At 66.8% G+C, this 25,789-nt stretch carries 20 protein-coding genes; 13 read left to right on the top strand and 7 right to left on the bottom strand.

Going from position 1 to position 25,789, the window contains the following annotated elements; all coding sequences use genetic code 11:
* Nucleotides 1-9: 9 nt before the first annotated feature.
* Nucleotides 10-975 carry a LysR family transcriptional regulator gene (locus IC535_RS00650; RefSeq protein WP_228884635.1) on the bottom strand — a complete coding sequence of 322 codons (966 nt, stop codon included), beginning with the start codon at nt 973-975 and terminating at the stop codon, nt 10-12.
* Nucleotides 976-1,083: 108 nt separating this feature from the next.
* Between IC535_RS00650 and aceB the strand changes: the two genes are divergently transcribed.
* The 4 genes from aceB (at nt 1,084) to IC535_RS00630 (ending at nt 7,940) form a co-directional block, all read left to right on the top strand.
* On the top strand, nt 1,084-2,730 hold the full coding sequence (gene aceB, locus IC535_RS00645; protein ID WP_228884634.1) for a malate synthase A: 1,647 nt from the start codon (nt 1,084-1,086) through the stop codon (nt 2,728-2,730).
* Nucleotides 2,731-2,837: 107 nt separating this feature from the next.
* Nucleotides 2,838-4,130: an isocitrate lyase gene (gene aceA / locus IC535_RS00640; protein ID WP_228884633.1), complete on the top strand. Its 1,293-nt coding sequence runs from the start codon at nt 2,838-2,840 to the stop codon at nt 4,128-4,130.
* 255 nt (nt 4,131-4,385) lie between these two features.
* A complete protein-coding gene (locus tag IC535_RS00635) occupies nt 4,386-5,429 on the top strand; it encodes a GGDEF domain-containing protein (RefSeq protein WP_228884632.1) in 1,044 nt (347 codons plus the stop codon).
* 15 nt (nt 5,430-5,444) lie between these two features.
* A complete protein-coding gene (locus IC535_RS00630) occupies nt 5,445-7,940 on the top strand; it encodes a putative peptide modification system cyclase (protein ID WP_228884631.1) in 2,496 nt (831 codons plus the stop codon).
* Nucleotides 7,941-7,946: 6 nt separating this feature from the next.
* Here the strand turns inward: IC535_RS00630 and IC535_RS00625 are convergent, their stop codons facing one another.
* Nucleotides 7,947-8,249 (bottom strand): NHLP-related RiPP peptide, encoded by a 303-nt coding sequence (locus IC535_RS00625; RefSeq protein WP_228884630.1) that lies wholly within the window; start codon nt 8,247-8,249, stop codon nt 7,947-7,949.
* A gap of 137 nt (nt 8,250-8,386) precedes the next feature.
* Between IC535_RS00625 and IC535_RS00620 the strand changes: the two genes are divergently transcribed.
* Nucleotides 8,387-9,544, top strand: a complete 1,158-nt coding sequence (locus IC535_RS00620; RefSeq protein WP_228884629.1) for a putative peptide maturation dehydrogenase — start codon at nt 8,387-8,389, stop codon at nt 9,542-9,544.
* Nucleotides 9,545-9,546: 2 nt separating this feature from the next.
* Here the strand turns inward: IC535_RS00620 and IC535_RS00615 are convergent, their stop codons facing one another.
* The 4 genes from IC535_RS00615 to IC535_RS00600 all read right to left on the bottom strand — a co-directional run bounded on the left by IC535_RS00615 (nt 9,547) and on the right by IC535_RS00600 (nt 14,853).
* On the bottom strand, nt 9,547-9,891 hold the full coding sequence (locus IC535_RS00615) for an NHLP-related RiPP peptide (RefSeq protein ID WP_228884628.1): 345 nt from the start codon (nt 9,889-9,891) through the stop codon (nt 9,547-9,549).
* Between the two features lie 127 nt (nt 9,892-10,018).
* Nucleotides 10,019-12,004, bottom strand: coding sequence for an acetyl/propionyl/methylcrotonyl-CoA carboxylase subunit alpha (locus IC535_RS00610; RefSeq protein WP_228884627.1), 1,986 nt, complete (start codon nt 12,002-12,004; stop codon nt 10,019-10,021).
* A gap of 64 nt (nt 12,005-12,068) precedes the next feature.
* Nucleotides 12,069-13,679 carry a carboxyl transferase domain-containing protein gene (locus IC535_RS00605; protein WP_228884626.1) on the bottom strand — a complete coding sequence of 537 codons (1,611 nt, stop codon included), beginning with the start codon at nt 13,677-13,679 and terminating at the stop codon, nt 12,069-12,071.
* A gap of 10 nt (nt 13,680-13,689) precedes the next feature.
* Complete coding sequence (locus IC535_RS00600) at nt 13,690-14,853, bottom strand: isovaleryl-CoA dehydrogenase (protein ID WP_228884625.1); 1,164 nt, start codon at nt 14,851-14,853, stop codon at nt 13,690-13,692.
* Between the two features lie 139 nt (nt 14,854-14,992).
* On the opposite strand from IC535_RS00600, the gene IC535_RS00595 reads away from it, so the two are divergent.
* From IC535_RS00595 to IC535_RS00585, 3 genes are all read left to right on the top strand, one after another.
* Complete coding sequence (locus tag IC535_RS00595) at nt 14,993-15,598, top strand: TetR/AcrR family transcriptional regulator (protein ID WP_228884624.1); 606 nt, start codon at nt 14,993-14,995, stop codon at nt 15,596-15,598.
* A gap of 114 nt (nt 15,599-15,712) precedes the next feature.
* Nucleotides 15,713-16,231: a c-type cytochrome gene (locus IC535_RS00590; RefSeq protein WP_228884623.1), complete on the top strand. Its 519-nt coding sequence runs from the start codon at nt 15,713-15,715 to the stop codon at nt 16,229-16,231.
* Nucleotides 16,232-16,325: 94 nt separating this feature from the next.
* Nucleotides 16,326-17,762, top strand: coding sequence for an ExeM/NucH family extracellular endonuclease (locus IC535_RS00585; RefSeq protein ID WP_228884622.1), 1,437 nt, complete (start codon nt 16,326-16,328; stop codon nt 17,760-17,762).
* Between the two features lie 563 nt (nt 17,763-18,325).
* On the opposite strand, the gene IC535_RS00580 is transcribed toward IC535_RS00585, so the two are convergent.
* Complete coding sequence (locus tag IC535_RS00580; RefSeq protein ID WP_228884621.1) at nt 18,326-19,189, bottom strand: EamA family transporter; 864 nt, start codon at nt 19,187-19,189, stop codon at nt 18,326-18,328.
* A 56-nt stretch (nt 19,190-19,245) separates the two neighbouring features.
* On the opposite strand from IC535_RS00580, the gene IC535_RS00575 reads away from it, so the two are divergent.
* The 5 genes from IC535_RS00575 (at nt 19,246) to IC535_RS00555 (ending at nt 25,780) form a co-directional block, all read left to right on the top strand.
* Entirely contained in the window at nt 19,246-19,932 is a 687-nt protein-coding gene (locus IC535_RS00575; protein WP_228884620.1) for an alpha/beta hydrolase, read from the top strand.
* The gene (zapE, locus tag IC535_RS00570) at nt 19,929-21,029 is read left to right on the top strand and encodes a cell division protein ZapE (protein WP_228884619.1); all 1,101 of its coding nucleotides are present in this window, start codon (nt 19,929-19,931) and stop codon (nt 21,027-21,029) included. Before IC535_RS00575 ends, zapE begins: the two co-directional genes overlap by 4 nt.
* Nucleotides 21,030-21,564: 535 nt before the next feature.
* Nucleotides 21,565-23,976, top strand: a complete 2,412-nt coding sequence (locus IC535_RS00565; protein WP_228884618.1) for a ribonucleoside-diphosphate reductase subunit alpha — start codon at nt 21,565-21,567, stop codon at nt 23,974-23,976.
* Between the two features lie 225 nt (nt 23,977-24,201).
* Entirely contained in the window at nt 24,202-25,221 is a 1,020-nt protein-coding gene (locus IC535_RS00560; RefSeq protein ID WP_038691153.1) for a ribonucleotide-diphosphate reductase subunit beta, read from the top strand.
* Nucleotides 25,222-25,366: 145 nt separating this feature from the next.
* Nucleotides 25,367-25,780, top strand: a complete 414-nt coding sequence (locus IC535_RS00555; protein WP_228884617.1) for an acyl-CoA thioesterase — start codon at nt 25,367-25,369, stop codon at nt 25,778-25,780.
* The last annotated feature ends 9 nt before the right edge of the window (nt 25,781-25,789 follow it).

The following is a 25,789-nucleotide window of genomic DNA, read 5'->3' as shown; positions in this document are numbered from 1 at the left end:
GCAGGCGTGTCAGCGTTCGGAGTGTCCGCTTTCATCATAGCTGCGCGGACTGAACAGGTCCGGCTGGATCAGCTCGATGAAGGCGCGCGCCTGCGGCGACAGGAAACGCCCGCGGCGCACGATCACCCCGTAGCTGCGTTCGGGGAACCAGGCGCTCATCGAGCGCGTCACCAGCTTGTCGCGGTCGCTGTCGTGCAGGCACAGCGCCGGCACGATCGAAATGCCCATGCCCATCGCCACGTACTGCTTGATCACCTCCCAGCCGCCCACCTCCAGCGCCACGGTGTAAGGCAACCGATGCCGCTGGAACACCTGGTCGACCAGCCGGTAGGTGATCTGGCGCTTGGGTGGCAGCACCAGCGGGTACTGCGAGATCGCCTCCAGACTCAGTTCGCCGCGCGCCAGCGCATGCCCGGGCGGGGCGATCAGCACCTGCTCGAAGCGGTAGGCCGGGGCATAGCTGAGGTCGGCCGGCACATCGGTCATCGAGCCCACCGCGAGGTCGGCTGCGTCGCTGCGCAGCAGGTCGGTGCCGTCGGCACTGATCGCGTTGTGCAGGGTCAGGCGCACGTCCGGGTGGCGCTGGCGGAACCGTTCCACGATGCGCGGCAGCAGGTACAGGATGGTCGAGCTGTTGGCGGCGATGTTGAGCTCGCCAGCGTCCAGCCCCTTGACCTTGTCGCGGAAACTGGCTTCCAGCCCGTCCAGCTGCTCCACCAGCGGCTGGGCCATTTCGAACAGCAGCTGGCCCTCGCGGCTGGGCACCAGCCGGCGCCCGCTGCGCTCGAACAGGCCCACCCCCAGTTCGCGCTCCAGGGCCTGCAACTGCTGGCTGATCGCCGGCTGGCTGACGAACAGCGCCTCAGCCGCCCTTGAAACCGAGCCCAGGCGCACCGTCTGGCAGAACGCCCGCAACGGTTTGAGCCGGTCGGATTTGTAGGAAAAACGGGGACTTGGCGGGGTCGGTGTGGTCATGGTGTAACGAGTATAAGCATGTCTTATGTAAAGCATTGCAATAACTGCTTTGTCAAATAACGGCGGGGCGGCGCACGGTGGGGTCCAACCGCAACGCAGGAGTCCGCCATGTCCGCCGTCGCTTACGCCACCGCCCAGCCCACCCCCGCCGACGCCCGGGCCACGCCCGGGATCGCCCTGACCACCCAGCTGGCCGGCCAGTCCGCGCTGCTGCCGGCGGGGGTACTGGCGCTGCTGGTGTCGCTGCACCGGGCGGTGGAACCGGAGCGCCAGCGCCGGCTGCAGGCGCGGCTGGCCCGCCAGGCTTTCTTCGACGGCGGCGGCCTGCCGGACTTCCGCGCCGACACCGCCGCCATCCGCGCCGACGACTGGAAGGTGGCGCCGCTGCCCGACGCCCTGCAGGACCGCCGGGTGGAGATCACCGGCCCGACCGACCCGAAGATGGTCATCAACGCGCTGAACTCCGGCGCCAAGGTGTTCATGGCCGACTTCGAGGATTCCACCGCCCCGGCCTGGCGCAACCTGCTGGCCGGCCAGCAGGCCCTGATCGGTGCGGTGCGCGGCGACCTGACCTACACCGGCCCGTCCGTGGATGGGAAGCCCGGCAAGCAGTACACGCTGCGCCCGCTCGACGAGCAGGCGGTGCTGATCGTGCGCCCGCGCGGCTGGCACCTGGATGAGAAGCATGTGCGCATCGACGGCCAGCCGATCGCCGGCGGCCTGTTCGACGCGGCGGTGTTCGCCTTCCACAACGCGCGCATCCTGATGTGCCGGCAGCGCGGCCCGTACTTCTACCTGCCCAAGCTGCAGTCGATGGAAGAGGGCGCGCTGTGGGAGACCGCGCTGTCGCACATCGAGGGCATGCTCGGCCTGCCGCACGGGCAGATCAAGGTCACCGTGCTGATCGAAACGCTGCCGGCGGTGTTTGAGATGGACGAGATCCTGCACGCCCTGCGCGACCGCGTCGTCGGGCTGAACTGCGGGCGCTGGGACTACATTTTCTCGTACATCAAGACCTTCCGCCGCCACGCCGACAAGGTGCTGCCCGACCGTGGCCAGGTGACCATGACCCAGCCGTTCCTGAAGGCCTATTCGGAACTGCTGATCCGCACCTGCCACCGCCGCGGCGCCCATGCGATGGGCGGCATGGCCGCGCAGATACCGATCAACCACGATGCGGCCGCCAACGAACAGGCGATGGCGCGGGTGCGCGCGGACAAGCTGCGCGAAGTGAGCGCCGGCCACGACGGCACCTGGGTGGCGCACCCGGCGCTGATCCCGATCGCGCAGGCGATCTTCGACGAGCACATGCCCGGCCCGAACCAGCACCAGGTGCTGCGCCGCGACGTGCAGGCCGACCGCGATGCGCTGATCGCCCCGCCCACCGGCACCATCACCCGGGCCGGTTTCCAGGGCAACGTGGAGGTCTGCGTGCGCTACTTGGCGGCCTGGCTGGACGGCAACGGCTGCGTGCCCATCCACCACCTGATGGAGGACGCGGCCACCGCCGAGATCAGCCGCAGCCAGCTGTGGCAGTGGCTGCACGTGCCCGGCCAGCATCTGGACGACGGCACCGCGATCGACCTGGCCCTGCTCGACGCCACCCTGGCCCGGCTGCCGGCCACGCTGGGCGATACCGCCGCGCTGCCCGGCGGTGCCCGCATCGCCGAGGCGATCGCACTGCTGGCCGAGCTCAGCCGCCGCGACCAGCTCACCGATTTCCTGACCCTGCCCGCCTACGACCGCCTGCCGTAGGGCGGGGCACTGCCCCAAACCCGTAGAGCGGGGCTCTGCCCCGCTGCATCTCCGCATCAGCCGGGCAGAGCCCGGCTCTACCTGCCCCCATCCCCTGGAGAAACGACATGAGCAAGCTGCCGACCGCCGAACAGATCCAGCACGAATGGAACACCGACCCGCGCTGGGCCGGGATCACCCGCAACTACACCGCCGAAGACGTGGTGCGCCTGCGCGGCACCGTGCACGTGGAGCATTCGCTGGCGCGGCTGGGCGCGGAAAAACTGTGGACCTACCTGCAGGAAAAGGACTTCGTCAACGCGCTGGGCGCGCTGACCGGCAACCAGGCCATGCAGCAGGTCAAGGCCGGCCTGAATGCGATCTACCTGTCCGGCTGGCAGGTCGCCGCCGACGCCAACCTGGCCGGCCAGATGTACCCGGACCAGTCGCTGTACCCGGCCGACTCGGTGCCGGCGGTGGTCAAGCGCATCAACAACACCCTGCTGCGCGCCGACCAGCTGCACCACGCAGAAGGCAAGGACGACATCGACTTCCTGCAGCCGATCGTGGCCGATGCCGAGGCCGGTTTCGGTGGTGTGCTCAACGCCTTCGAACTGATGAAGGCGATGATCGAGGCCGGCGCGGCCGGCGTGCACTTCGAGGACCAGCTGGCCTCGGTGAAGAAGTGCGGGCACATGGGCGGCAAGGTGCTGGTGCCCACCCGCGAGGCGATCGAAAAGCTCAACGCCGCGCGCCTGGCCGCCGACGTGCTGGGCGTGCCGACCCTGCTGGTGGCGCGTACCGATGCCGAGGCCGCCGACCTGCTGACCAGCGATGTGGACGCCAACGACCAGCCGTTCACCACCGGCGAGCGCACCGTGGAAGGCTTCTACAAAACCCGCAACGGCCTGGACCAGGCGATCAGCCGCGGCCTGGCGTATGCGCCCTATGCCGACCTGATCTGGTGCGAGACCGGCAAGCCGGACCTGGAGTTCGCCCGCCAGTTCGCCGAGGCCATCCACGCCAAATTCCCGGGCAAGCTGCTGGCCTACAACTGCTCGCCCAGCTTCAACTGGAAGAAGAACCTGGACGACGCCACCATCGCCACCTTCCAGAAGGAAATCGCCAAGTACGGCTACAAGTTCCAGTTCATCACCCTGGCCGGCTTCCACGCCCTGAACTATTCCATGTTCAACCTGGCCCACGGCTACGCCCGCCGCCAGATGAGCGCCTTCGTGGAGCTGCAGGAAGCCGAGTTCGCCGCCGCCGACCGTGGCTTCACCGCGGTCAAGCACCAGCGCGAGGTCGGCACCGGTTACTTCGACGCGGTCACCCAGGCCATCCAGCAGGGCCAGTCCTCGACCACCGCGCTGAGCGGGTCCACCGAGGAGGAGCAGTTCAACGCCGAGCGGGCGGCCTGAGCCCGGCGCGGTCTACCCGGCTGGGCGGCGGGCGGCGGCTGGGAGGGCCGCCGCCCGGCGCCGGGCCGGGTCCGGGCGTGCCAGTGGGGGGCATACGGCCGGATCCGGCGGTAAAGTGCGTTGTGCCAAGGGAATGGCCGGGTGCCGTCGACGGAAGATCGGCGCCCATATTCAAAAGTGGGATGAAGCGCACAGTTTTTAGGGGTGGTATCCTCTTCGGCTAACCGGGGGAACGCTGGGAAGCGGGTGCACGGGATGACCGGCAAGGTTGCAGCGAATGTGTGCGAACAGGAAGCAGGCATCGCCCAGACCGCGATGGCTGAGATCGTGCACGCCGTCCTGAGCCCAGGCGAGTTCGCCCTGTTCGCACAGTTCGGCCAGCAGCGCCGATTGCCCGAGGGCGACCATCTGTTCCGCCGTGGCCATCCCGGCGACACCATGTATGTGATCGTCAGCGGGGCAATCGAACTGGACTTCGGTGAAGACCTGCTGGTCAAGACCCTGGGCGCCAACGAGTTCTTCGGCGAACTGGGCCTGCTGATCGGCGACCATCCGCGCAGTGCCGATGCGCGCGCGGTGGCCGACAGCGTGGTGCTGGAGCTGGACAACGGCGATTTCCAGCGCCTGGTCGAGCGCGACCCCGGCCTGATCGCCTATTTCCTGCGGCGTACGATCATGCGCGTGGTCAGCAACGAACAGGTTTTGATCCGCCAGCTGCGCCGGCGCAACCACGACCTGGAAACCGCGCTGGACAATCTGTACGTCACCACCCACCAGCTCACCCATACCCGCGAGCTGGTGCGTACCGACGAGCTGACCGGCCTGCACAACCGCCGCGGGCTGGCGCTGTACCTGCAGGAATGCCGCGCCCACCAGGACGGCCCGCCGCAGGGCCTGTTGCTGATCGACTGCGACCGCTTCAAGCAGGTCAACGACGAACACGGCCACCAGGCCGGCGACCGGGTGCTGCAGAGCGTGGCCAATATCCTGCGCTCGGTGGCCACCGAGGCCGACCTGGCCTGCCGGCTGGGCGGCGACGAGTTCTGCCTGCTGTTGCGCGCCGCCGACGCCGACAGCCTGCAGCATGCCGCCGAGTTCATCCAGAGCGCCGTGCACGGCCTGATGGACCGCGCCCATGGTCTGCCGCACATGTGCCCGATCAGCATCGGGGTCAGCCTGCTGGACCCGCATACCGACTGGAGCGAATGGTACGCCCGCGCCGACAACGCGCTGTACCAGGCCAAGCGCCTGGGCGGCAACCGGCTGCACTGGTCGCGTGCCGCGACCGCCACACCCTGACCGGAAATCAACCGTATGAACGGCGACAACGGAACGTCGACCCAGGCCCCGCAGATGCGGGCGCTGTTGTTCACCGACCTGTGCGATTCGTTGATCCTGGTCGAGCGCATCGGCGACGCCGCTGCGGCCGAACTGTTCCAGCAGCACGACCGGCTGGTGCTGACTCTGCAGCAGCAATGGAACGGGCGGCTGATCGATCGTTCCGATGGGTTGTTTCTGTTGTTCGAGCGCGCCATCGACGGGTTGGGTTTTGCGCTGGAATACCAGCGCGAACTGAAGCGCCTGAGCAAACAGCAGAATCTTGAACTCCGCGCCCGTTCCGGTCTGCATGTGGGAGAAGTGCTGACTTGGGAAAACAGCGCTGAAGCAGTGAAAGCTGGGGCCAAGTCGCTCGAAGTAGAGGGGCTGGCCAAGCCGATGGCTGCGCGGTTGATGATGCTCGCACGGCCGGGACAGATTCTGCTTTCAGCCGTGGCCGAATCGCTGACCCACCGCGCTACTTCTGCGTTGGGCGAGCGCGCAGAGCGGCTGGTGTGGAAATCGCACGGACGCTGGCGGTTCAAAGGCATCCCCACCACGCAGGAAGTATACGAAGTGGGAGAGATCGGCTCGGCTCCGCTTCGCACGCCACGTGGGTCGGCCAAGGCACGCCGTGACATTCCGCTTTGGCGCCAACCCGCTGCACTGGCGGCCGAAGCGCTGGTATTGGCAAGCCTGGCCGTTGGTGGTTGGCTGCTGCTTCGTCCAGCGCCCGCCATTGCGTTTGCGGAGCGCGATTGGGTGGTGCTTGGAGACGTGCGCAACCTGACGGGTGAACCACTACTTGACGACAGCCTGGACCAAGCATTCAGGATCAGCCTGGGGCAGTCCAAGCACGTCAATGTACTCAGCGATATCAAGGTTCGCGAGACGCTGGCGATGATGCGCCAACCGGGCGAGGCCATCCTGGACCGACGAACGGCGATCGAAGTAGCGATGCGCGATGGTGCTCGAGCGGTGATCATGCCATCGGTGCTGGAGATCAACGGCAAGCTGCGTGTGACCGTTGAGGTGATCGACCCCGCCAATGGCAACGCCGTCTATTCGCACTCGGCCGACGGCCGTGGAATGGAGTCCGTATTGACCTCCGCCGACCAGGTCGTTGCCGCACTGCGAGACGACCTCGGTGAGGCGATGAAGGACATTTCACGCGATTCGGTGCCATTGCCCAAGGTCGCAACGTCCAGCATCGATGCCCTGCATGCTTACGCGAAGGGATTGGCCGCGCTCTACAGCCAGGACTTTGATAGCGCCCTTATGTTCTTCAAGCAAGCCGCCGCCGTCGACCCTGGTTTCGCGTTCGCCTATATAGGCATGATGCGCATCCGTCATGGGCAGGGAGACCTTGAAGAAGCGCTTCGCTTGTACGACATTGCCTACGGCCTTCGCGACCGGCTCACACCGCGTGAGCGGCTGTATCTGCAGGCGTGGGGTGCGCAGTTCGGGGGCGCGGCCATGCCCGCGGTAGCCGAACAATGGCGGATGATGACGGAGCTGTATCCCGACGATCCCGCCGGGCACATGAATTACTCGAGTGCGCTTTACGGGATGGGGAAGTATGACGCGGCGCTGGTCGCGGCGCGCCCGCTTTTGCTTCCCCAGAATCCGCACAGGGCGTTCGCGCAGAACTACATCGGACGCATCCACCTTGCCGTGGCTGACGCCGGGCAAGCGCAACGCATGTTCAAGGAAGCCGCGGCACTTGATCAGGGCGCAAGCGACGTATGGTTGGCGCTAAGCCTTGCAGCTGCAAAGGACTATGAAGCATCTGAAGCAATCTTTGCACACAGGACGCTGCGCGGCCCAGGTGAGCAGATCGAACGTTCCAGCTCACTCGTTGACCAAGGCAGGTTCGGCGAAGCAAGCGCACTGATCGAACGCGCCAAGGCCGAATGCGTCGATGTCGCAGATGTCTGCCGCGTACTGGACGTCATCGCGCTGCATCAGCAGAGGTTGAGCGGAAATCCAACGCCAAGGACCTCATACGCGACCATTCTGGATGTGTCGTTGAAGAAGGCCGAGCAGCAGGATGCTGCCTCGCGAAGGGAAAGCGCGCTATTCATCCTTGCGACGGCGTACCAGACGGTGCGCGCCGGTCATTCGGGGACTGTCAGGGCCAGGGCGGGTGTGTTGAAAGCACTGACGCAGAAGGACGACGAACCACGCGCCCGCCAGCTCTGGGCACTCGTGCAGAGTGCGTTGGAGATCGAGGTCGGTCAGCCGCAGAACGCGTTGAAGTTGCTTGAACCGTTCGTCAACGGCGATGAACTCTACCAGGTCCACGTCATGCTTCACGATGCATACGAGGCACTCGAAGACGAGGCGGGGCAGAAGCAGGAGCGCGACTGGCTGGAGCGGCAGCGGGGTCGGGCGTATGCCGAGGAACTCAGCAGCTACGTTCTGCAATCACTCAATTTGGATGATGCGAGGCGGTTGCAGAACAGCGCCACCCAAGGTGCCGCTGTTCCCTAGCTGGCATCAGGCATCACCGTCCAGCTGGGATGCCGCGCGACCGGCCTCGAAGCAGAAAACGACGCGGAACGCTGCGTTGATCTGAAGGTGCTTGGTGAGCTTTTCACGCAGTGCCTCGAACTCTTCTTTCGTCGCGAGATTGGCAATCGGGTTGCAGCATGCCCGGGTGGCTTCTTCATCCACACCGAGGGTCGTCAGGGCCTGCGAAGGATTGGCAGAGAACGCCTCCCGGAAGGAATCATCCCTGATCAGGAGTTCAACCAGACGCTGGACGGTTTCCGCTGGAAGAGGGGTGTTCGTCGAAGTCATTCTAAAAGGCCCGGAATTGGAGGGTGGCTAAATGATATCGGCGATTGGGGCGCTACATTTAGGCCGCAGCCGGACACGTGCAGGCCAAATGCCTGCCGGCTATAGTGAGGCACCCCGATGGATCAAAGAACTTCGCCATGAAATTTCGTCGATGCCATGTGCTGTTCCTTCAGCCCCGGGAGCACGCCCAGTTCCGTCTGGAGGATCTGTTGGCAGGGGGGAATGGCTTGCACTATGAGCACAGTGTGGTTGCATTGGCGGCCCATCTGGATGGGCCTGTCCCGGTTTCTCCTGACGAAGCGGCCACGCTGTTGTCCTGCAGCGCCGAATCTTGGCAAGACCTGCCGGCCTCGCCCGTTCACCGTGACCGGGTGATGCGCCTGATAGTGGAAGGTGTACTTGTGAGCGATGCGACCGAGCACGCCTCCCACGCGGCCGCGGACGCTACGTTGAGGGCGTCCCACTGGTGGCCGCTGGGTGCGCTGTTCCACCGACTTTCCCGTTGGTCCGGGGTAGACAGCGTGTCGGAGATGGAGCGGAACCAGATGGTTACAGCGCAGGACCTGGTGCGCCATCTGGGCGCGCCCCCGGCAGAAACACTGCCTCGTAGTCCAGGCGCCGTCGCGTTGCCCAGGACAGATAGTTCCCGCACGGGTGAACTACTCATGCGCCGGACCACCTGCAGGAACTTTGATACATCTAGGAAAGTGCCACTGGAGGTGCTCGCGGAAATGTTGGGGGAGGTCTTAGCGGCGACCTCGCATGTCGACCCGGAACCCGGCGTGCGGTTCCTGAAGAAAAACGTGCCGTCCGCAGGTGGGCTGCATCCCATTGAGGCGTATGTTGTCGCCCAGCGGATCGAGGGCCTGGAAGCTGGCGTCTATCACTATCACCCGGTCGCGCATGAATTGGCCCGGTTGCCGTCGCAGCCGGAGTCGACATTCTCCCGTCGTTTGCTGTCAGGTCAGTATTGGTTCGCAGACGCACATGCGCTGGTCATTCTTGTTTGCCGCTTTGAACGCAACTTCTGGAAGTACCGGAACCATGCCAAGGCGTATCGCGCGGTAGTGCTCGATGCGGGGCACATTTCGCAAGCCATCTATACGCAGGCTACCGCCCATGGCCTGGGCGCTTTTGTCACTGCCGCCATCAACGAGGAGGAGGCGGAGCGGCTGCTCGGGCTTGAGCCAATGCGGGAAGGCCCCCTAGCAGTGTGCGGCTTTGGTTGGCGCTCGCCCCAGATGCAGACGGCGGAAATGGATCCCGCCGGCCACATCTGGAAAGTCCAGTCTTGACGTTAGGCGGCTGTCTTTACCACGTCATTGATCCGACCGTGTTCGAATGTAAAAACGACCGTCATGGCCGTTCGAGTCGCTCCAGTCAGGTGGGTGTAAAGCGCGTCGTACGCATTCCTCACTTCTTCCTTGGTAGCCAATTGACCGACCATCATGCACATCGGTGTCGTGGCACCAACAGGGAGCTCGAAGCCGATCTCGTGCAGGGCTTTACGTGGATCCGACTTAAACAGATCACGGAACGCGTCATCGCTACCAAGAGCCCTCAGCAGAGCAACAGCGGCTTCGGCTGGAACGGCGGGCTTGCTGAAGGTTGTCGGTGCATCGTATGTGGCATCAGCGTGCATTGAATCATTTCCTTTTCGCGGTGGTCAGGCTGTGGCTGGAGGAATCGACTCCGCCAATGAGGCTGCAACTGACTGGTTCGTGATCGACACAATCTGCCGAATCAGGGTCTCCCGAAGGCGCTGTATATCACGCGACTATATCGAAATCCACCAGCACCGCCCCATCGCCGACCTGGTCGCCGGGCTTGACCCGGTAGCCCTGCACCACGCCATCGGCCGGCGCCTGCAGGGTGTGCTCCATCTTCATCGCTTCGAGCACCAGCAGCGGCGCGCCGCGTTTGACCGCCGTGCCCGGTGCCACCAAGGTCGCGACAATACGGCCCGGCATCGGGGCGACCAGGCTGCCGGCATCGACCACGGCCTGGTCGGCTTCGCTGACCGGATCGTGCAGGATGAAGTGCCGGGTGCCGTCGCCGCCGAACAGATATAGCGCGTTGCCGTCGCGGACCACGCGGGCGCGGTGCAGGGTGTCGCCGCTCTGCACGCGCAGCACATCGCCATCCAGGCCGCCGTGGGCGAGCACGCATACCGCTCCGACCGTTACCGACCAGGCGCCGTCGCGTTCCTGCAGCGTCACCGTCTGCTGGTTGCCGCGGTGTTCCAGGGTGAGCGTGGATGCGGCGCGCGCACCGATGCGCCAGCCGTCCTGGCGCTGCCACGGCGAATGCGGGTCGCGCGCGTCGACGCTGGCGGCGGCCTGGCTGCCGATCGCGGCGATCGCGACCAGTACCCAGGGCGTCGGGTCGCTGTCACCGGCATCGGGCGCCAGGGCGGCGTGTTCGCGCTCGATCAGCGCGGTATCCAGGTTGGCACTGGCGAACGAGTCGGTCATCACCAGCCGGCGCAGGAACGCGGCATTGGTGGTCACGCCGACCACTTCGCATTCGGCCAGGGCCTGCTGCATGCGGCGCAGCGCGGCGTCGCGGTCCACGTCCCAGACGATCAGCTTGGCGATCATCGGGTCGTAGAACGGGGTGATCGCATCGCCTTGTTCGACACCGGCATCCACCCGCACGTGCGCGCTGTTGGCTGGCAGGCGCAGGTGGCGAAGGGTGCCGGTGGAGGGCAGGAAGCCGCGGTCGGCGTCTTCGGCGTACAGGCGCGCTTCCAGTGCATGGCCGCGGATCTGCAGTTGATCCTGCTGCAGCGGCAGCGGCTCACCGCTGGCTACGCGCAGCTGCCATTCGACCAGGTCGGTGCCGGTGATGCACTCGGTGACCGGGTGCTCCACCTGGAGGCGGGTGTTCATTTCCATGAAGAAGAAATCGCCGTTGGGCGCGGCGATGAACTCCACCGTGCCGGCGCCCACATAGTTCACCGCGCGCGCGGCATCCACCGCGGCCTTGCCCATCGCGGCGCGTCGCCCGGGCGTCATGCCCGGGGCGGGCGCTTCTTCCAGGACCTTCTGATGGCGGCGCTGCACCGAGCAATCGCGCTCGAACAGGTAGACCACGTTGCCGTGGCTGTCGCCGAACACCTGGATCTCGATATGGCGCGGGCGCTCGACGTATTTTTCGACCAGCACGTGCGCATTGCCGAACGCGGACTGCGCCTCGCGTTGGCAGCTGGCCAGCGCCTCGGTGAAGGCGGCGCTGTCGTCCACGCGGCGCATGCCCTTGCCACCGCCGCCGGCGCTGGCCTTGATCAGCACCGGGTAGCCGATGCCGTCGGCCTGGCCGCGCAGGAACGCCGGTACCTGCTCATCGCCGTGGTAGCCGGGGGTCAGCGGCACGCCGGCCTGCTGCATCAGCGCCTTGGCCGCGCTCTTGTCGCCCATCGCGCGGATCGCCGCAGCGGAGGGGCCGATGAACACGATGCCCGCCTCGGCGCAGGCCTGCGCGAAGCCCGCGTTCTCCGACAGGAAGCCGTAGCCGGGATGGATCGCCTGGGCGCCGGTGCGGCGCGCGGCCTCCAGGATGGCGTCGCCGCGCAGGTAGCTCTCGCGCGCCGGCGCCGGGCCGATCGCGATGGCCTCGTCGGCCAGGCGCACGTGGCGCGCGTTGCGGTCGGCGTCCGAATACACCGCCACCGTGGCGATGCCCAGGCGTTGGCAGGTGGCGATGACGCGGCAGGCGATTTCGCCGCGGTTGGCGATCAGGATCTTGGTGAACATGGTGGTCTCGTTGCGCGGGCCAGTGGCCGAACAGGGGGCGGCACCATGCGGTGCCGCACGTGCCTTACATGCGGAACACGCCGAACTCGGTCTTCTTCGCCGGCGCGTTGAGACTGGCCGACAACGCCAGGCCGAGCACGCGGCGGGTATCGGCCGGATCGATCACGCCGTCGTCCCACAGCCGCGCGCTGGCGTAGTAGGGGTGGCCCTGCGATTCGAACTGCGCGCGGATCGGCGATTTGAAACCTTCCTCTTCCTCGGCCGTCCACTGCCCGCCCCTGGCCTCGATGCCGTCGCGCTTGACCGTGGCCAGCACACTGGCGGCCTGTTCGCCGCCCATCACGCCGATGCGCGCGTTCGGCCACATCCACAGGAAGTTGGGCGAATAGGCGCGGCCGCACATGCCGTAGTTGCCGGCGCCGAAGGAGCCGCCGATCACCACGGTGAACTTGGGCACCTTGGCGCAGGCCACGGCCATCACCAGCTTGGCCCCGTCCTTGGCGATGCCGCCGTGCTCGTATTTGCGCCCGACCATGAAGCCGGTGATGTTCTGCAGGAACACCAGCGGGATGCCGCGCTGGGTGCACAGTTCGATGAAGTGCGCGCCCTTGAGCGCCGACTCGGAGAACAGGATGCCGTTGTTGGCGATGATCCCCACCGGGTAGCCGTGGAGGTGCGCAAAGCCGGTGACCAGGGTGTTGCCGTAGCGCGGCTTGAATTCATCGAAGCGCGAGTCGTCGACGAGGCGCATGATCACTTCGCGCACGTCGTAGGGCTTGCGGGTGTCGGCCGGGATCACCCCGTACAGTTCGCTGGCCGGGTAGCGCGGTTCGACCGCGGCCTGCACGGCCAGGGCCGGCTCGGGCTTGCGCCAGTTGAGCTGGGCGATGATCGCCCGGACCCGGGCCAGCGCCTGCAGATCGTTGTCGGCCATGTGGTCGGCAACGCCGGAGATGCGCGTGTGCACGTCGGCGCCGCCGAGTTCTTCGGCCGTGACCACCTCGCCGGTGGCCGCCTTCACCAGCGGCGGGCCGCCGAGGAAGATGGTGCCCTGCTCGCGCACGATCACCGTTTCATCGCTCATCGCCGGCACATACGCGCCGCCGGCGGTGCAGCTGCCCATCACGCAGGCGATCTGCGCAATGCCCTGCGCCGACAGGTTGGCCTGGTTGTAGAAGATCCGGCCGAAATGGTCGCGGTCGGGGAATACTTCGTCCTGCAGCGGCAGGAATGCACCGCCCGAATCCACCAGGTAGATGCACGGCAGGCGGTTCTGTTCGGCCACTTCCTGCGCGCGCAGGTGCTTCTTGACTGTCATCGGGTAGTAGGTGCCACCCTTGACCGTGGCATCGTTAGCCACGATCACGCACTCCACGCCGCTGACCCGGCCGATCCCGGCGACCACGCCGGCACTGGGGATCGGGTCGTCGTACATGCCGTGCGCGGCCAGCGGCGCGATCTCCAGGAACGCGCTGCCCGGATCGAGCAGCGCGTCGATGCGGTCGCGCACCAGCAGCTTGCCGCGTGCGGTGTGCTTGGCCCGGGCCGCCTCGCTGCCGCCCAGCGCGGTACGCGCCAGGGTGGCGCGCAGGTCGTCGACCACCGCCTGCAGCGCGGCGTGGTTGGCCTGGAAGGTGTCGCTGCCCGGTTGCAGCTGGGTGCTCAGTACGGTCATGGCAGGGCCCTTACTTGGTGCGCTGGAACAGTTCGCGGCCGATCAGCATGCGGCGGATCTCCGAGGTGCCGGCGCCGATTTCGTACAGCTTGGCATCGCGCCACAGGCGCCCGGTCGGGTACTCGTTGATGTAGCCGTTGCCGCCCAGCACCTGGATGGCCTGGCCGGTGAGCCAGGTGGCCTTCTCGGCCGAGTACAGGATCGCACCGGCGGCGTCCTGGCGGGTGGTGCGGCCCAGGTCGCAGGCGCGCGCCACCGCATACACGTAGGCGCGGCAGGCATTGAGGCCCACGTACATGTCGGCCAGCTTGGCCTGCATCAGCTGGAAGGTGCCGATCGCCTGGCCGAACTGCTTGCGCTCGTGCACGTAGGGCATCACCACATCCATCGCCGCGGCCATCAGCCCCAGCGGGCCACCGGACAGCACCACGCGTTCGAAGTCCAGCCCGGACATCAGCACCTGGACCCCGCCGCCGACCGCGCCCAGCACGTTTTCGGCCGGTACTTCGCAATCCTGGAACACCAGTTCGCAGGTGTTGGAGCCGCGCATACCCAGCTTGTCCAGCTTCTGCGCGGTGCTGAAGCCGGGCATGCCCTTTTCGACCAGGAACGCGGTGATGCCCTTGGCGCCGGCGTCCACGTCGGTCTTGGCGTAGACCACCAGCACGTCGGCGTCGGGGCCGTTGGTGATCCACATCTTGTTGCCGTTGAGCACGTAGTGGTCGCCGCGCTTGTCGGCGCGCAGCTTCATCGACACCACGTCCGAACCGGCGCCCGGCTCGCTCATTGCCAGCGCACCGACCTTCTCGCCGCTGCACAGGCCGGGCAGGAAGCGCTGCTTCTGGTCTTCGTTGCCGTTCTTGCGCAGCTGGTTCACGCACAGGTTGGAGTGCGCGCCGTAGGACAGGCCGATGCCGCCGGAGGCGCGCGAGATCTCTTCCATCGCCACCACATGGGCCAGGTAGCCCATGCCGCTGCCGCCATATTCCTCTTCCACGGTCAGGCCGAGCAGGCCCTGCTCGCCGAGCTTGCGCCACAGCGCATTGGGGAACACGTTGTCCTCATCGGCCTGGGCGGCCAGCGGGGCGATCTCGGCCGAGGCAAAATGGGCCACGCTCTGGCGCAGCAGGTGGATCTCGTCGCCGAGGTCGAAGTTCATGGTGGGGACGTGCATGGTCGACTCCGCAACGGCTGGATGGGACGCGCCACCTGGAATGGACGGCAACGGCCGTCCGGCGGGCGATTTGGCCCAGCGTAGCGGGGTTTGTCAAAGAAGTGAATACAAATTCAAAAATTGAACATAGAATCAACAAATGGCCTACAAACGCTCTGCATTGATGGAAGAACGCCTCGCCGGGGCCCGTGAACGGATCCTGCTGGCCACCCGCGAGCTGGTCGCGGCCGGCGGCTACCGCAATGCCCCGGTGACCGCCGTGGCGGCCCAGGCCGGGGTGTCCACCGGGCTGATCTACCGCCACTTCCCGTCCAAGGCCGAGTTGTTCGTCGAGGTTCTGACCGCGGCGGTGGAGCATGAGCTGCGCATTTTCGAGGCGATCGCGGCCGAACCGTTGCCGGCGCCCGAGCGCCTGCGCCGGGCGATCACCGCCTTCGTGCGGCGCGCGCTGGCCGGGCCCGGGCTGGCCTATGCCTTCATCGCCGAACCGGTCGACCCGGAAGTGGAAGCCGAGCGCATCCGCTGCCGCCGGCTGTTCGGCCAGGTGTTCCACCGCATCGTCGCCGAGGGCATCCAGGCCGGCAGCTTCCCGCCACAGGACAGCCATGTGGCCGCGGCCTGCATCGTCGGCGCCTTCACCGAGGCCCTGGTCGGGCCGACCGCGCCCAGCCGCGATGCGCATGGCGACGAAGATGCCCTGGTCGCCTCGATCTGCGATTTCTGCCTGCGCGCCGCCGGCGCCTGAGCGGCGCCCATGCTGCAATGCGATAGACCGGGCCTGCTTGCAGAGCCCGGCCGACGCTGGTCATACTCGGGCGACAAGCCGTGGTCCAACGACTACCAGCCAGGGGTATAGAGAGTGCGGAATTACGACCTCGAGTTCCTGAAACGCTTTTCCATGGTCATCGCCTTATTGATGGCCATCACGCTCGGCCTGATTCTGTTCGCAGCCTACCTGCACACCAGTATTCCCCCGGAAGTCTCACCGTTGGCGGTCAAGCGCACCGAACAACGCATCGCCCCGGCCGGTGCGGTCTATGCCGGCAGCACCGGCGCAGCCGCGCAGGCGGCCGCCAAGGCCGCCGCCATGGCCAAGGCCGCCTCGCAGGCGGCCTATGGCGGTACCACCGACGGCAAGGTGATCTACGACAACCTGTGCACCGCCTGCCATACCAACGGGGTGGGCAAGGCGCCCACGCTGGACCACAGCCACTGGGATGCGCGCATCGCCCAGGGCAAGGATACCCTCTACAAGCACGCGCTGGAGGGCTATACCGGCCCGGATGGCGGGATCATGCCGCCCAAGGGCGGCAACCCGGCGCTGACCGAAGAGCAGATCCACGCCACCGTCGACTGGATGCTGGCCAACCTGAAATAACCGCTTTGCCGGATCAGGCCACCGACGCCGCCGTAGGGCGGCGTTTCACTTTATGTGGTTAGCCTTGCCGCACTTTCCTGGAGTTCCGCTTCCGATGCGCCGTACCCCTCTCGTGTTCGCCCTCGCGCTGGCATTGTCCGCTGCCGTCCATGCCGCCCCGTCGCAGCCGGCTACCTCGGCGCAGGCCCGCCCGGCCCCGGCCCCGGTCAGCCTGACCGCGCCGCCCAGCGACTGGCGCGCGCTGGATGGCCGGCAGGTGCGCATCGCCGCGCCGCTGACCCTGGCCGGCAGCGACGGGCTGGCGCGCTTTGGTGAGCTGACCGTGGCCTTCGACGGCCGCCTCTGGCAGCCCAGCGAAGTGGCCGCCCCGCGCAGCGCCGGCCATGCGCAGGTGGCCGCCGACAACGCGCACCGCCGCCTGGTGCTCGACGATGGCAGCAGCGCGCGCGATCCCGGCCCGGTGGCCTACCTGCCGGCCGGCGCCAAGCTCCGCACCGGCATGGTGCTGGGCAATGTCGAAGGCATCGTGCGGGTGGATGCCAACGGCACCGCGCGGCTGCAGGTGACCGCCCCGCTGGCGTTGCCGGCGCTGCAGCGTCCGGCGGTGCCGGTGGTGGCCGGCACGCTGAAGGTAGCGGCGTTCAACCTGGAGAACTTCTTCAACGGCGACGGCCAGGGCGGCGGCTTCCCGACCCTGCGCGGCGCCCGCACGCCGGCCGAACACCAGGCGCAGAAGGCCAAGCTGGTGGGCACCATCAACGCGCTGGGCGCCGATGTGGCCGCGCTGATGGAGCTGGAGAACGATGGGTATGGCCCGCAGTCGGCGATCGCCCAACTGGTCGATGCGCTCAATGCCGACCGTGGCGCCGGCGCCGACTGGCGCTTCATCGATGCCGGCAAGGGCCCGGGCGGCAATCCGATCCGGGTCGGCATCATCTACCGCGCCTCACAGGTGACTCCGCTGGGCGCGCCGGCCACGCTGGAGCAGGGGCCGTTCGGCCCGCACAGCCGGGTGCCGCTGGCGCAGGCATTCCGTGCCGGCAAGGGCGCACCGTTCGTGGTGGTGGCCAACCATTTCAAGTCCAAGGGCTGTTCGGAAGCGACCGGGGCCGATGCCGACCAGAAGGACGACCAGGCCTGCTGGAATGCCACCCGGGTGGAATCGGCGCGGTTGCTGGACCAGTGGCTGCGAACCGACCCGACCGGCGCCGGCAGCGCTGATGCGGTGCTGCTGGGCGACTTCAATGCCTACGCGATGGAAGACCCGATCCGTACCCTGCACGACGCCGGCTGGCGCGATGCCTTCGCCGTGGCCAGGGTCGAGCGCCCCTACAGCTATGTCTACAACGGCATGAGCGGCCGCCTCGACCACGCCTTGCTCAGCCCGGGCATGGCCGCCCGCCTGCGCGGCGCCGCCGAATGGCACACCAACGCCGACGAAGCCGACGACAGGGGCTACCGCGACCGCAATGAAAAGGGCCCGTGGCGCAGTTCGGACCACGACCCGTTGTTGCTGGGGTTTGACCGGTAACCAGCCACCGTCCAGCGCGTCGCGGCGTTCCGACGCGTAGAGGTGGGCTTTGCCCAGCTGCCGTTGCCTTCGCTGTTTCGGTAGTGCCGGCCGCTGGCCGGATGCAGTTGCTGTTGTTACCGCTTCGCGGACAAATTCAAAAGCGTTTCGTGCCCCTTCGGGGCGCGAGCAACGGCAGCCGACTAACAGTCGGCTCTACCCTCGTGCACCTGCGCCGCAGGAGCGGCGCGGAACAGCGCAGCTGGCCCGAAGGGTGGCGCACAGGGATGTGCGCCATCAAAAAGTAACCAAAGAACACGCCCCCGTCCGCTCGCCGCCGGGCTTTGCCCGTCGGTGCCCTGCGCTTCTCGCGTCATCGGGGGACGGCGCGGAACTCGCTGCGCTCGCGCCCCCAGACCAGCGGGCGCCCGTTGTTCCAGCGCGTCGCCACGCGCCCATATGCTGCCGCACAGCCCTCAGCATGCTTCATGCTTGGCCCGCGCCTCTTCGCCCCCGCTGCCGCTGCGATGCTCGGCTCGCTCCAAGGGGGAGGTGGGTCAAGATCAACGGCAACGGCAAACTCACTACGTGCCCCAGGCGATCAACCCGATCGCCACCACCGCCAGCCCCAGGCCCACGCGGTTCCACACGCTGGTGCGTTCGCCGAACGCGAACACGCCCACCAGCGCGCCCAGCACCACTACCCCGATGTTCATCCCGGCAAACACCACCGCCGGGCTGTCGGGCAGGTGCTGGTGGGCGCGCACGTAGAACAGGATGTTGCCGAAGTTGAGCAGGCCCAGCAGCGCCCCGGCGCCCAGGTTGCGCCCGTGCAGTGGTGAGGCGCCGCTGGCGTGGCGCCACAGCTGCAGCGCCAGCATCAGCACGAAGGCCAGGCCGAAGCTGGCGGTGAGCGCGGCCATCGATGGGGTACCCGACAGCGCCACCTGCTTGAGCATGATGTCCACCAGCGCGTAGCCCACCCACACCCCCAGCAGCCACGGCCATGCGCGCTGCCCGCCGGGCTCGGCCGCCGCCGCGCGCGGGCGCACGCTGATCCCCACGATGGCCAGCAGGCCCAGCCCCAGCCCGGCCAGTTTCCAGCCGTTGGCGGTTTCGCCGAACACCAGGAAGGCGGCCAGCAGCGACAGCAGCAGCGACAGCCGCTGGGCCACATCGCTGCGCACGATGCCGGCACGGGTGACCGCGCCGGCCATCACCAGGAAGATCGTCGGCAGCGTGACCGCCAGCCCCAGCAGGGCCAGCCACGGCGCGTGGCCGGTCTGCAGCATGGCCAGGGACGGGCGCAGCAGCACCAGGCTGAGCACGGCGGCGACCAGGTAGTTCCAGGTCACCACCTGGGCCATGTCCAGCCGCCGGCGCGGCGCCAGCTTCAGCAGGACCGAGACCAGCACGCTGCAGAGAACGCTGAAAACCAGATAGTGCATGTACGGACCCGGTGGTGGCGGCGCTGAAGCACGCGGAGGGACGGTATTATGACGCTATGCACAATCCCCCATTTCCCCAACAAAGCGGTGCGCTGACGCTGGCCGGACCGGTCGGTCCGCTGGATGTCGTGGTCGATCTGCCCGAGGCCGACGTCGCGGTACAGCCGGTGGTGGCGATCGTCTGCCATCCCCTGTCCACCGAGGGCGGCAGCATGCACAACAAGGTGGTGACCATGGCCGCGCGTTCGCTGCGCGACCTGGGAATCGCCACCGTGCGCTTCAACTTCCGCAGCGTCGGCGAGTCGGCCGGCACCTTCGACAACGGCGTTGGCGAACAGGACGACCTCAAGGCCGTGGCCGCCTGGGTGCGCGCGCAGCGGCCCGGCCAGGCGCTGTGGCTGGCCGGTTTCAGCTTCGGCGCCTATGTCTCGCTGCGGGCGGCGGGCGAACTGCAGCCGACCACGCTGATCTCGATCGCGCCGCCGGCCGGGCGCTGGGGTTTCGACGGCGTGCAGCCGCCGGCCCAGTGGCTGGTGATCCAGGGCGAGGAAGACGAGATCGTCGACCCGCAGGCGGTCTACGACTGGCTGGACGGCCTGGATGCACCGCACGAACTGGTGCGCATGCCCGACACCAGCCACTTCTTCCACCGCAAGGTGGTCGATCTGCGCGGTGCGCTGATCCATGGCGTCAAGCAGTGGCTGCCCAATCCCGCACCCGACGCGGCGCCCGACCCGGCATGAGCGACACCGCGATGACGCCCTCCCAGCGTTACGCCGATGGCGTGGCCCGCGGCGAGTGGCAGAACGACCCAGCCCAGCACGCCGCCCTGGCCGAGCTGGACCGCATCCATGTGGCGCTGGTCGACAGCGCCCAGGACGGCTGGCTGGACCGCCTCTCCGCATTCTGGAAGAAGCCCGAGCCGGTCAAGGGTCTGTATTTCTGGGGCGGGGTGGGGCGCGGCAAGACCTTCCTGGTCGATCTGTTCTACGACGGCCTGCCGATCGAGCAGAAGTACCGCACCCATTTCCACCGGTTCATGCGTGGCATCCACGAGCGCCTGCGCGAGCACCAGGGCCAGAGCGACCCGCTGGCCAGGATCGCCCAGGAATGGCGCAGCCGGCTGCGGGTGCTGGTGCTCGATGAGTTCTTCGTCACCGACATCGGCGATGCGATGCTGCTGGCGCGGCTGCTCGAGCGCCTGTTCGCCGAGGGCGTGACCCTGGTGACCACCTCCAATACCGCGGTGGAGAACCTGTACCTGAACGGCCTGCAGCGCGACAGCTTCCTGCCGGCGATCGGCCTGCTGCAGACCTACTGCGTGGAGCTGTACGCCGAGGGCACCGAGGATTACCGGATGCGCGCGCTGACCCGCTCGCCGGTGTACCAGTCCCCGCGCGGTGCCGGCAGCGACGCCTGGCTCGCCGGCCGCTGGGCCGAACTCAGCGGCGGGCAGCCGGCCAAGGCGGGCAACATCGAGATCGAGGCGCGCAAGATTCCGGTGCGCGGGCGCGGCAAGAGCATCGTCTGGTTCGATTTCAAGGCGCTGTGCGAAGGCCCGCGCGGCCCGTCGGACTACATCGAGGTCGCCCACGAGTTCAATACGGTGCTGCTGGGCGACATTCCGCACTTCGACAAGCTCAACGAAGATGCCGCGCGCCGCTTCGTCAACCTGATCGACGAGCTCTACGACCGCCACGTCAACCTGGTCTGCACCGCCACCGACAGCCCGGTGGCGCTGTATTCGGGCCAGCGCCTGCAGGGCGCCTTCGAACGCACCGCCTCGCGCCTGATCGAAATGCAGAGCGCCGAATACCTGGGCACCGCGCACCGGGCCTGAACGGGGCGCCCACGGGCGGGCGCCGGCCGGGGCCGCCGGGGGGGAGCATTTGTTAGAACCATGTGAGCCGGGTTGTTCTGTTTTCCGTGCCCCTGCGTCGCATCCGGCATGGCCGTTTCGGCCTTGACTGCGCACTCGCTTTCGACGGGTCCGCACCGTTCGTCGGCGCGCCTGGAAGGCGGATCCTTGCGCCGCAAGGGGTTGGCGAAAAACCCTGCATTCGACGTTGACGATCCCCGGTACCCCCACTATCTTGTGGCTGTCGGTCCGGCCAACCACAAGTTGACGGGGAAACCACCTCCACGCCGATGGCCTGGAGCGCGACCGACAGCCGCACGAAGTACAGCGTGCGGTGCCGGCCGCACCACTCTCGGGGGAGAGGATCGGTGACGCAGGGAAACCGCCCGCAGGCCTGCCTGCGCAGTCGCGGCCCGTGCGACACCGAAGGTCCACTCTGAGGGTTGGTGTACCGGTCCTGTGCCAGCAAGCCAGGTGATGCCGTACCACCCCAAAATCACGCCAAGAGGATACCGCCGTGAGCACCGAAACCCGCGCAGCCACCGAGCAGGAAAGCGACTTCCTGCTGACCTCGCCGCCCACCGCTACCGCCATGAGCGTGACCAAGCGCAACGGTACTACCGAGCTGGTGGACCTGAACAAGATCGTGCGCGCGGTGCAGCGTTGCTGTGAGGGCCTGCATTCGGTGGACCCGATGCGCGTGGCCACCCGCACCATTTCCGGCCTGTACAACGGCGCCACCACCCAGGAACTGGACGAACTGTCGATCCGCACCGCCGCGCTGCTGATCGGCGAAGAACCCGAATACGGCCGCCTGGCCGCGCGCCTGCTGGCCAACTTCATCGCCAAGGAAGTGTCCGGCCAGGAAATCCATGCGTTCTCGCAGTCGGTCGGCCGCGGCCACGAAGTGGGCCTGATCAACGCCCGCCTGCTGGACTTCGTGCAGGTCAACGCGCGCAAGCTCAACGATGCGATCGACCCGAGCCTGGACCTGCATTTCGACTACTTCGGCCTGCGCACCCTGTACGACCGCTACCTGCTGCGCCATCCGCACACCCGCAAGGTGATCGAGACCCCGCAGCAGTTCTTCCTGCGCATCGCCAGCGCGCTGAGCGAAGACGTGCCCGAAACCTTGGCGCTGTACAAGCGCATGGGCAACCTGGACTACCTGCCGTCCAGCCCGACCCTGTTCAACTCCGGCACCACCCACGAGCAGCTGTCCTCGTGCTTCCTGCTGGATTCGCCGCAGGATTCGCTGGAGTCGATCTACGCCAAGTACGGCGATATCGCCCAGCTGTCCAAGTTCAGCGGCGGCATCGGCGTCAGCTACACCCGCGTGCGTTCGCGCGGTTCGCTGATCAAGTCCACCAACGGCCATTCCAACGGCATCGTGCCGTGGCTGAAGACCATGGATTCGTCGGTGGCCGCGGTCAACCAGGGCGGCAAGCGCAAGGGCGCGGCCTGCGTCTACCTGGAAACCTGGCACGCCGACATCGAGGATTTCCTCGAACTGCGCGACAACACCGGTGACGAATCGCGCCGTGCGCACAACCTGAACCTGGCCAACTGGATCCCGGACCTGTTCATGCAGCGGGTGGAGACCGACCAGGAATGGTCGCTGTTCGATCCGCGCGTGGTGCCCGAGTTCACCGACCTGTTCGGCGAAGCCTTCGAGCAGGCCTACCTGCAGGCCGAAGCCCAGGGCAAGGCCCAGCGCACCATCTCCGCGCGCAAGCTGTACTCGCGGATGATGCGTACCCTGGCCGAGACCGGCAACGGCTGGATGACCTTCAAGGACAAGTGCAACCGCGCCAGCAACCAGACCCTGCGCCCGGGCAACGTGATCCACCTGTCCAACCTGTGCACCGAAATCCTGGAGATCACCTCGGCCGAAGAGACCGCGGTGTGCAACCTGGGCTCGATCAACCTGGGCAACCATTTCGATGCCCACGGCGAGTTCGATTTCGACAAGCTGGCCGACACCGTGCGCCTGGCCGTGCGCCAGCTCGACCGCGTGATCGACCTGAACTTCTACCCGATCGAAACCGCCCGCCGCGGCAACCTGCGCTGGCGTCCGGTCGGCCTGGGTTGCATGGGCCTGCAGGACGTGTTCTTCCGCAAGCGCCTGGCCTTTGACAGTGCCGAAGCGCGCGCGCTGTCGAAGAAGATCGCCGAGGCGATCTACTTCCACGCGCTGGAAACCTCCTGCGAGCTGGCCCAGGAACGCGGCAAGCACCCGTCCTTCGCCGACACCCGCGCGGCCAGCGGCGAGCTGCAGTTCGATGCCTGGAACGTGGTACCCGAAGACACCGCGCGCTGGGACGTGCTGCGCGAGCGCATCAAGGAACATGGCCTGCGCAACTCGCTGCTGATCGCCATCGCCCCGACCGCGACCATCGCCTCGATCGCCGGCTGCTACGAGTGCGTCGAGCCGCAGGTGTCCAACCTGTTCAAGCGCGAGACCCTGTCCGGCGACTTCCTGCAGGTCAACCGCTACCTGGTGACCGAGCTGAAGAAGCTGGGCCATTGGACGCCGGAAATGCGCGATGCGATCAAGATGGCCGAAGGCTCGATCCAGGGCATCACCCAGATCCCGGAGACCCTGCGCCACATCTACCGCACCGCCTGGGAACTGCCGATGCGCTCGCTGATCGACATGGCCGCCGAGCGCGGCGCGTTCATCGACCAGTCCGCCTCGCTCAACCTGTTCATGGAAAGCCCGAGCATCGGTGCGATGTCGTCCATGTACATGTACGCCTGGAAGCAGGGCATCAAGACCACCTACTACCTGCGTTCGCGTCCGGCCACCAAGATCGCCAAGACCACGATCAGCCAGGGCTCGCACGCCGCGCCGGAAAAGGTGTTCACCCCCGACGAAGCCGTGGCCTGCTCGCTGGAGAACCCGGAAAGCTGCGAGGCGTGCCAATAAAAGGCGTGCCGGCCCCATGGGCCGGCAACCCTGGGTAGGTACCCACCGTTGGTGGGTACGAAAAAATAATCGACACCGCCGGGCCCGGCCCGGCTGCTTCACCGCTTCACCCCAAACACGCTGACACCGCACGCCCAGCGCGCGGTGCCGGAAGCCCGCCGCGCACACGCGCGGGTCTTTCGACGCTTCCCCCGGGAAGCTGCCCACCGAACCAAGGAAATCCCCATGGCAGACACGCCGCGCCAGATGTTGCTCGATCCAGGTTTTGAACTGACCCTGCGCCCGATGCGCTACCCGCAGTTCTATGACATGTATCGCAACGCGATCAAGAACACCTGGACCGTCGAGGAAATCAATTTCCAGATCGACATCAGCGACCTGCACAGCAAGATGTCGCCGGGCGAGCGCCACCTGATCCACCGCCTGGTCGCGTTCTTCGCCACCGGCGATTCGATCGTGTCCAACAACCTGGTGCTCAATCTGTACCAGCACCTGAACGCGCCCGAAGCGCGCATGTACCTGTCGCGCCAGCTGTACGAAGAAGCGCTGCACGTGCAGTTCTACCTGACCCTGCTCGACAACTACCTGCCCGACCCGGACGAGCGCGTCAAGGCGTTCGCGGCGGTGGAGAACATCGACTCGATCAAGAAGAAGGCCGACTTCTGCTTCAAGTGGATCGACTCGATCCAGGACCTGCGCCGGATCGAAACCCGCGACGAGCGCCGCCAGTTCCTGCTCAACCAGATCTGCTTTGCCGCCTGCATCGAAGGCCTGTTCTTCTTTGCCGCCTTCGCCTACGTGTACTACTTCCGTTCGCGCGGCCTGCTCAACGGCCTGGCCTCGGGCACCAACTGGGTGTTCCGCGATGAAAGCGCGCACATGGAGTTCGCCTTCGAGTGCGTGGATGTGATCCGCGAAGAAGAGCCGGACCTGTTCGACGATGCGATGAAGCAGCAGGTCTATGACATGCTGGCCGAAGCGATCGAATGCGAAGTGCAGTTCGCCGAGGACGTGCTGTCCGGCGGCGTGGCCGGCATTTCCACCCGCGACATGCGCCAGTACCTGCAGCACTGCGCCGACAACCATTTCCACCGCCTGGGCATGGAGCGCAAGTACAACGTGCGCAACCCGCTGAGCTTCATGGAACTGCAGGACGTGCAGGAACTGACCAACTTCTTCGAACGCCGCTCCTCGGCCTACCAGGTGGGCGTGAAGGGCGAAGTCTCGTTCGACATGTCGTTCTGATCGAAAAAACGGGTAGCTCCGAGCCACGCTCGGACATAGCGGTGCCGGAACGGAAGAACGTCCGACCATGGGTCGGACCTACCGGCGCGCCGACGCCCCCTGCCGTATCATCCGCGCCGACCCCACCCTTCCATCGGCCACCGCCATGACCCCCGTTCCCGACATCGTCCCGCCCACCGAAATCAGCATGGCCGAGATCGTCTTTCCCAACCACACCAACCATCTGGGCACCCTGTTCGGTGGCCAGGCGCTGGCCTGGATGGACAAGGCAGCCTTCCTGGCCGCCGCGCGCTATTCGCGCCGCACCGTGGTCACCGCGCGCTCGGACCAGGTCGATTTCAAGCTGCCGATCCGCATCGGCCAGATGGTCGAAACCATCGGCCGCATCGTCGAGGTCGGCCGCAGCTCGATGAAGGTGGAAGTGGAACTGATCGCCGAAGACCTGCATACCGGCGAGCGCAAGCTGTGCACCCGCGGCCACTTCGTGATGATCGCGCTGGACGCCGAGGGCCATCCCATCGCCGTGCCGCCGCTGCCCGACAGCATCCCGGGCCCGTAAGCCGATTGC

The sequence above is a fragment of the Stenotrophomonas rhizophila genome (assembly GCF_020857975.1).
In the GTDB taxonomy this organism is placed as follows: Bacteria; Pseudomonadota; Gammaproteobacteria; order Xanthomonadales; family Xanthomonadaceae; genus Stenotrophomonas; species Stenotrophomonas rhizophila_C.
Note: the sequence above shows the minus strand (reverse complement) of the source record. Positions and strands in the feature narration are given on the sequence as shown.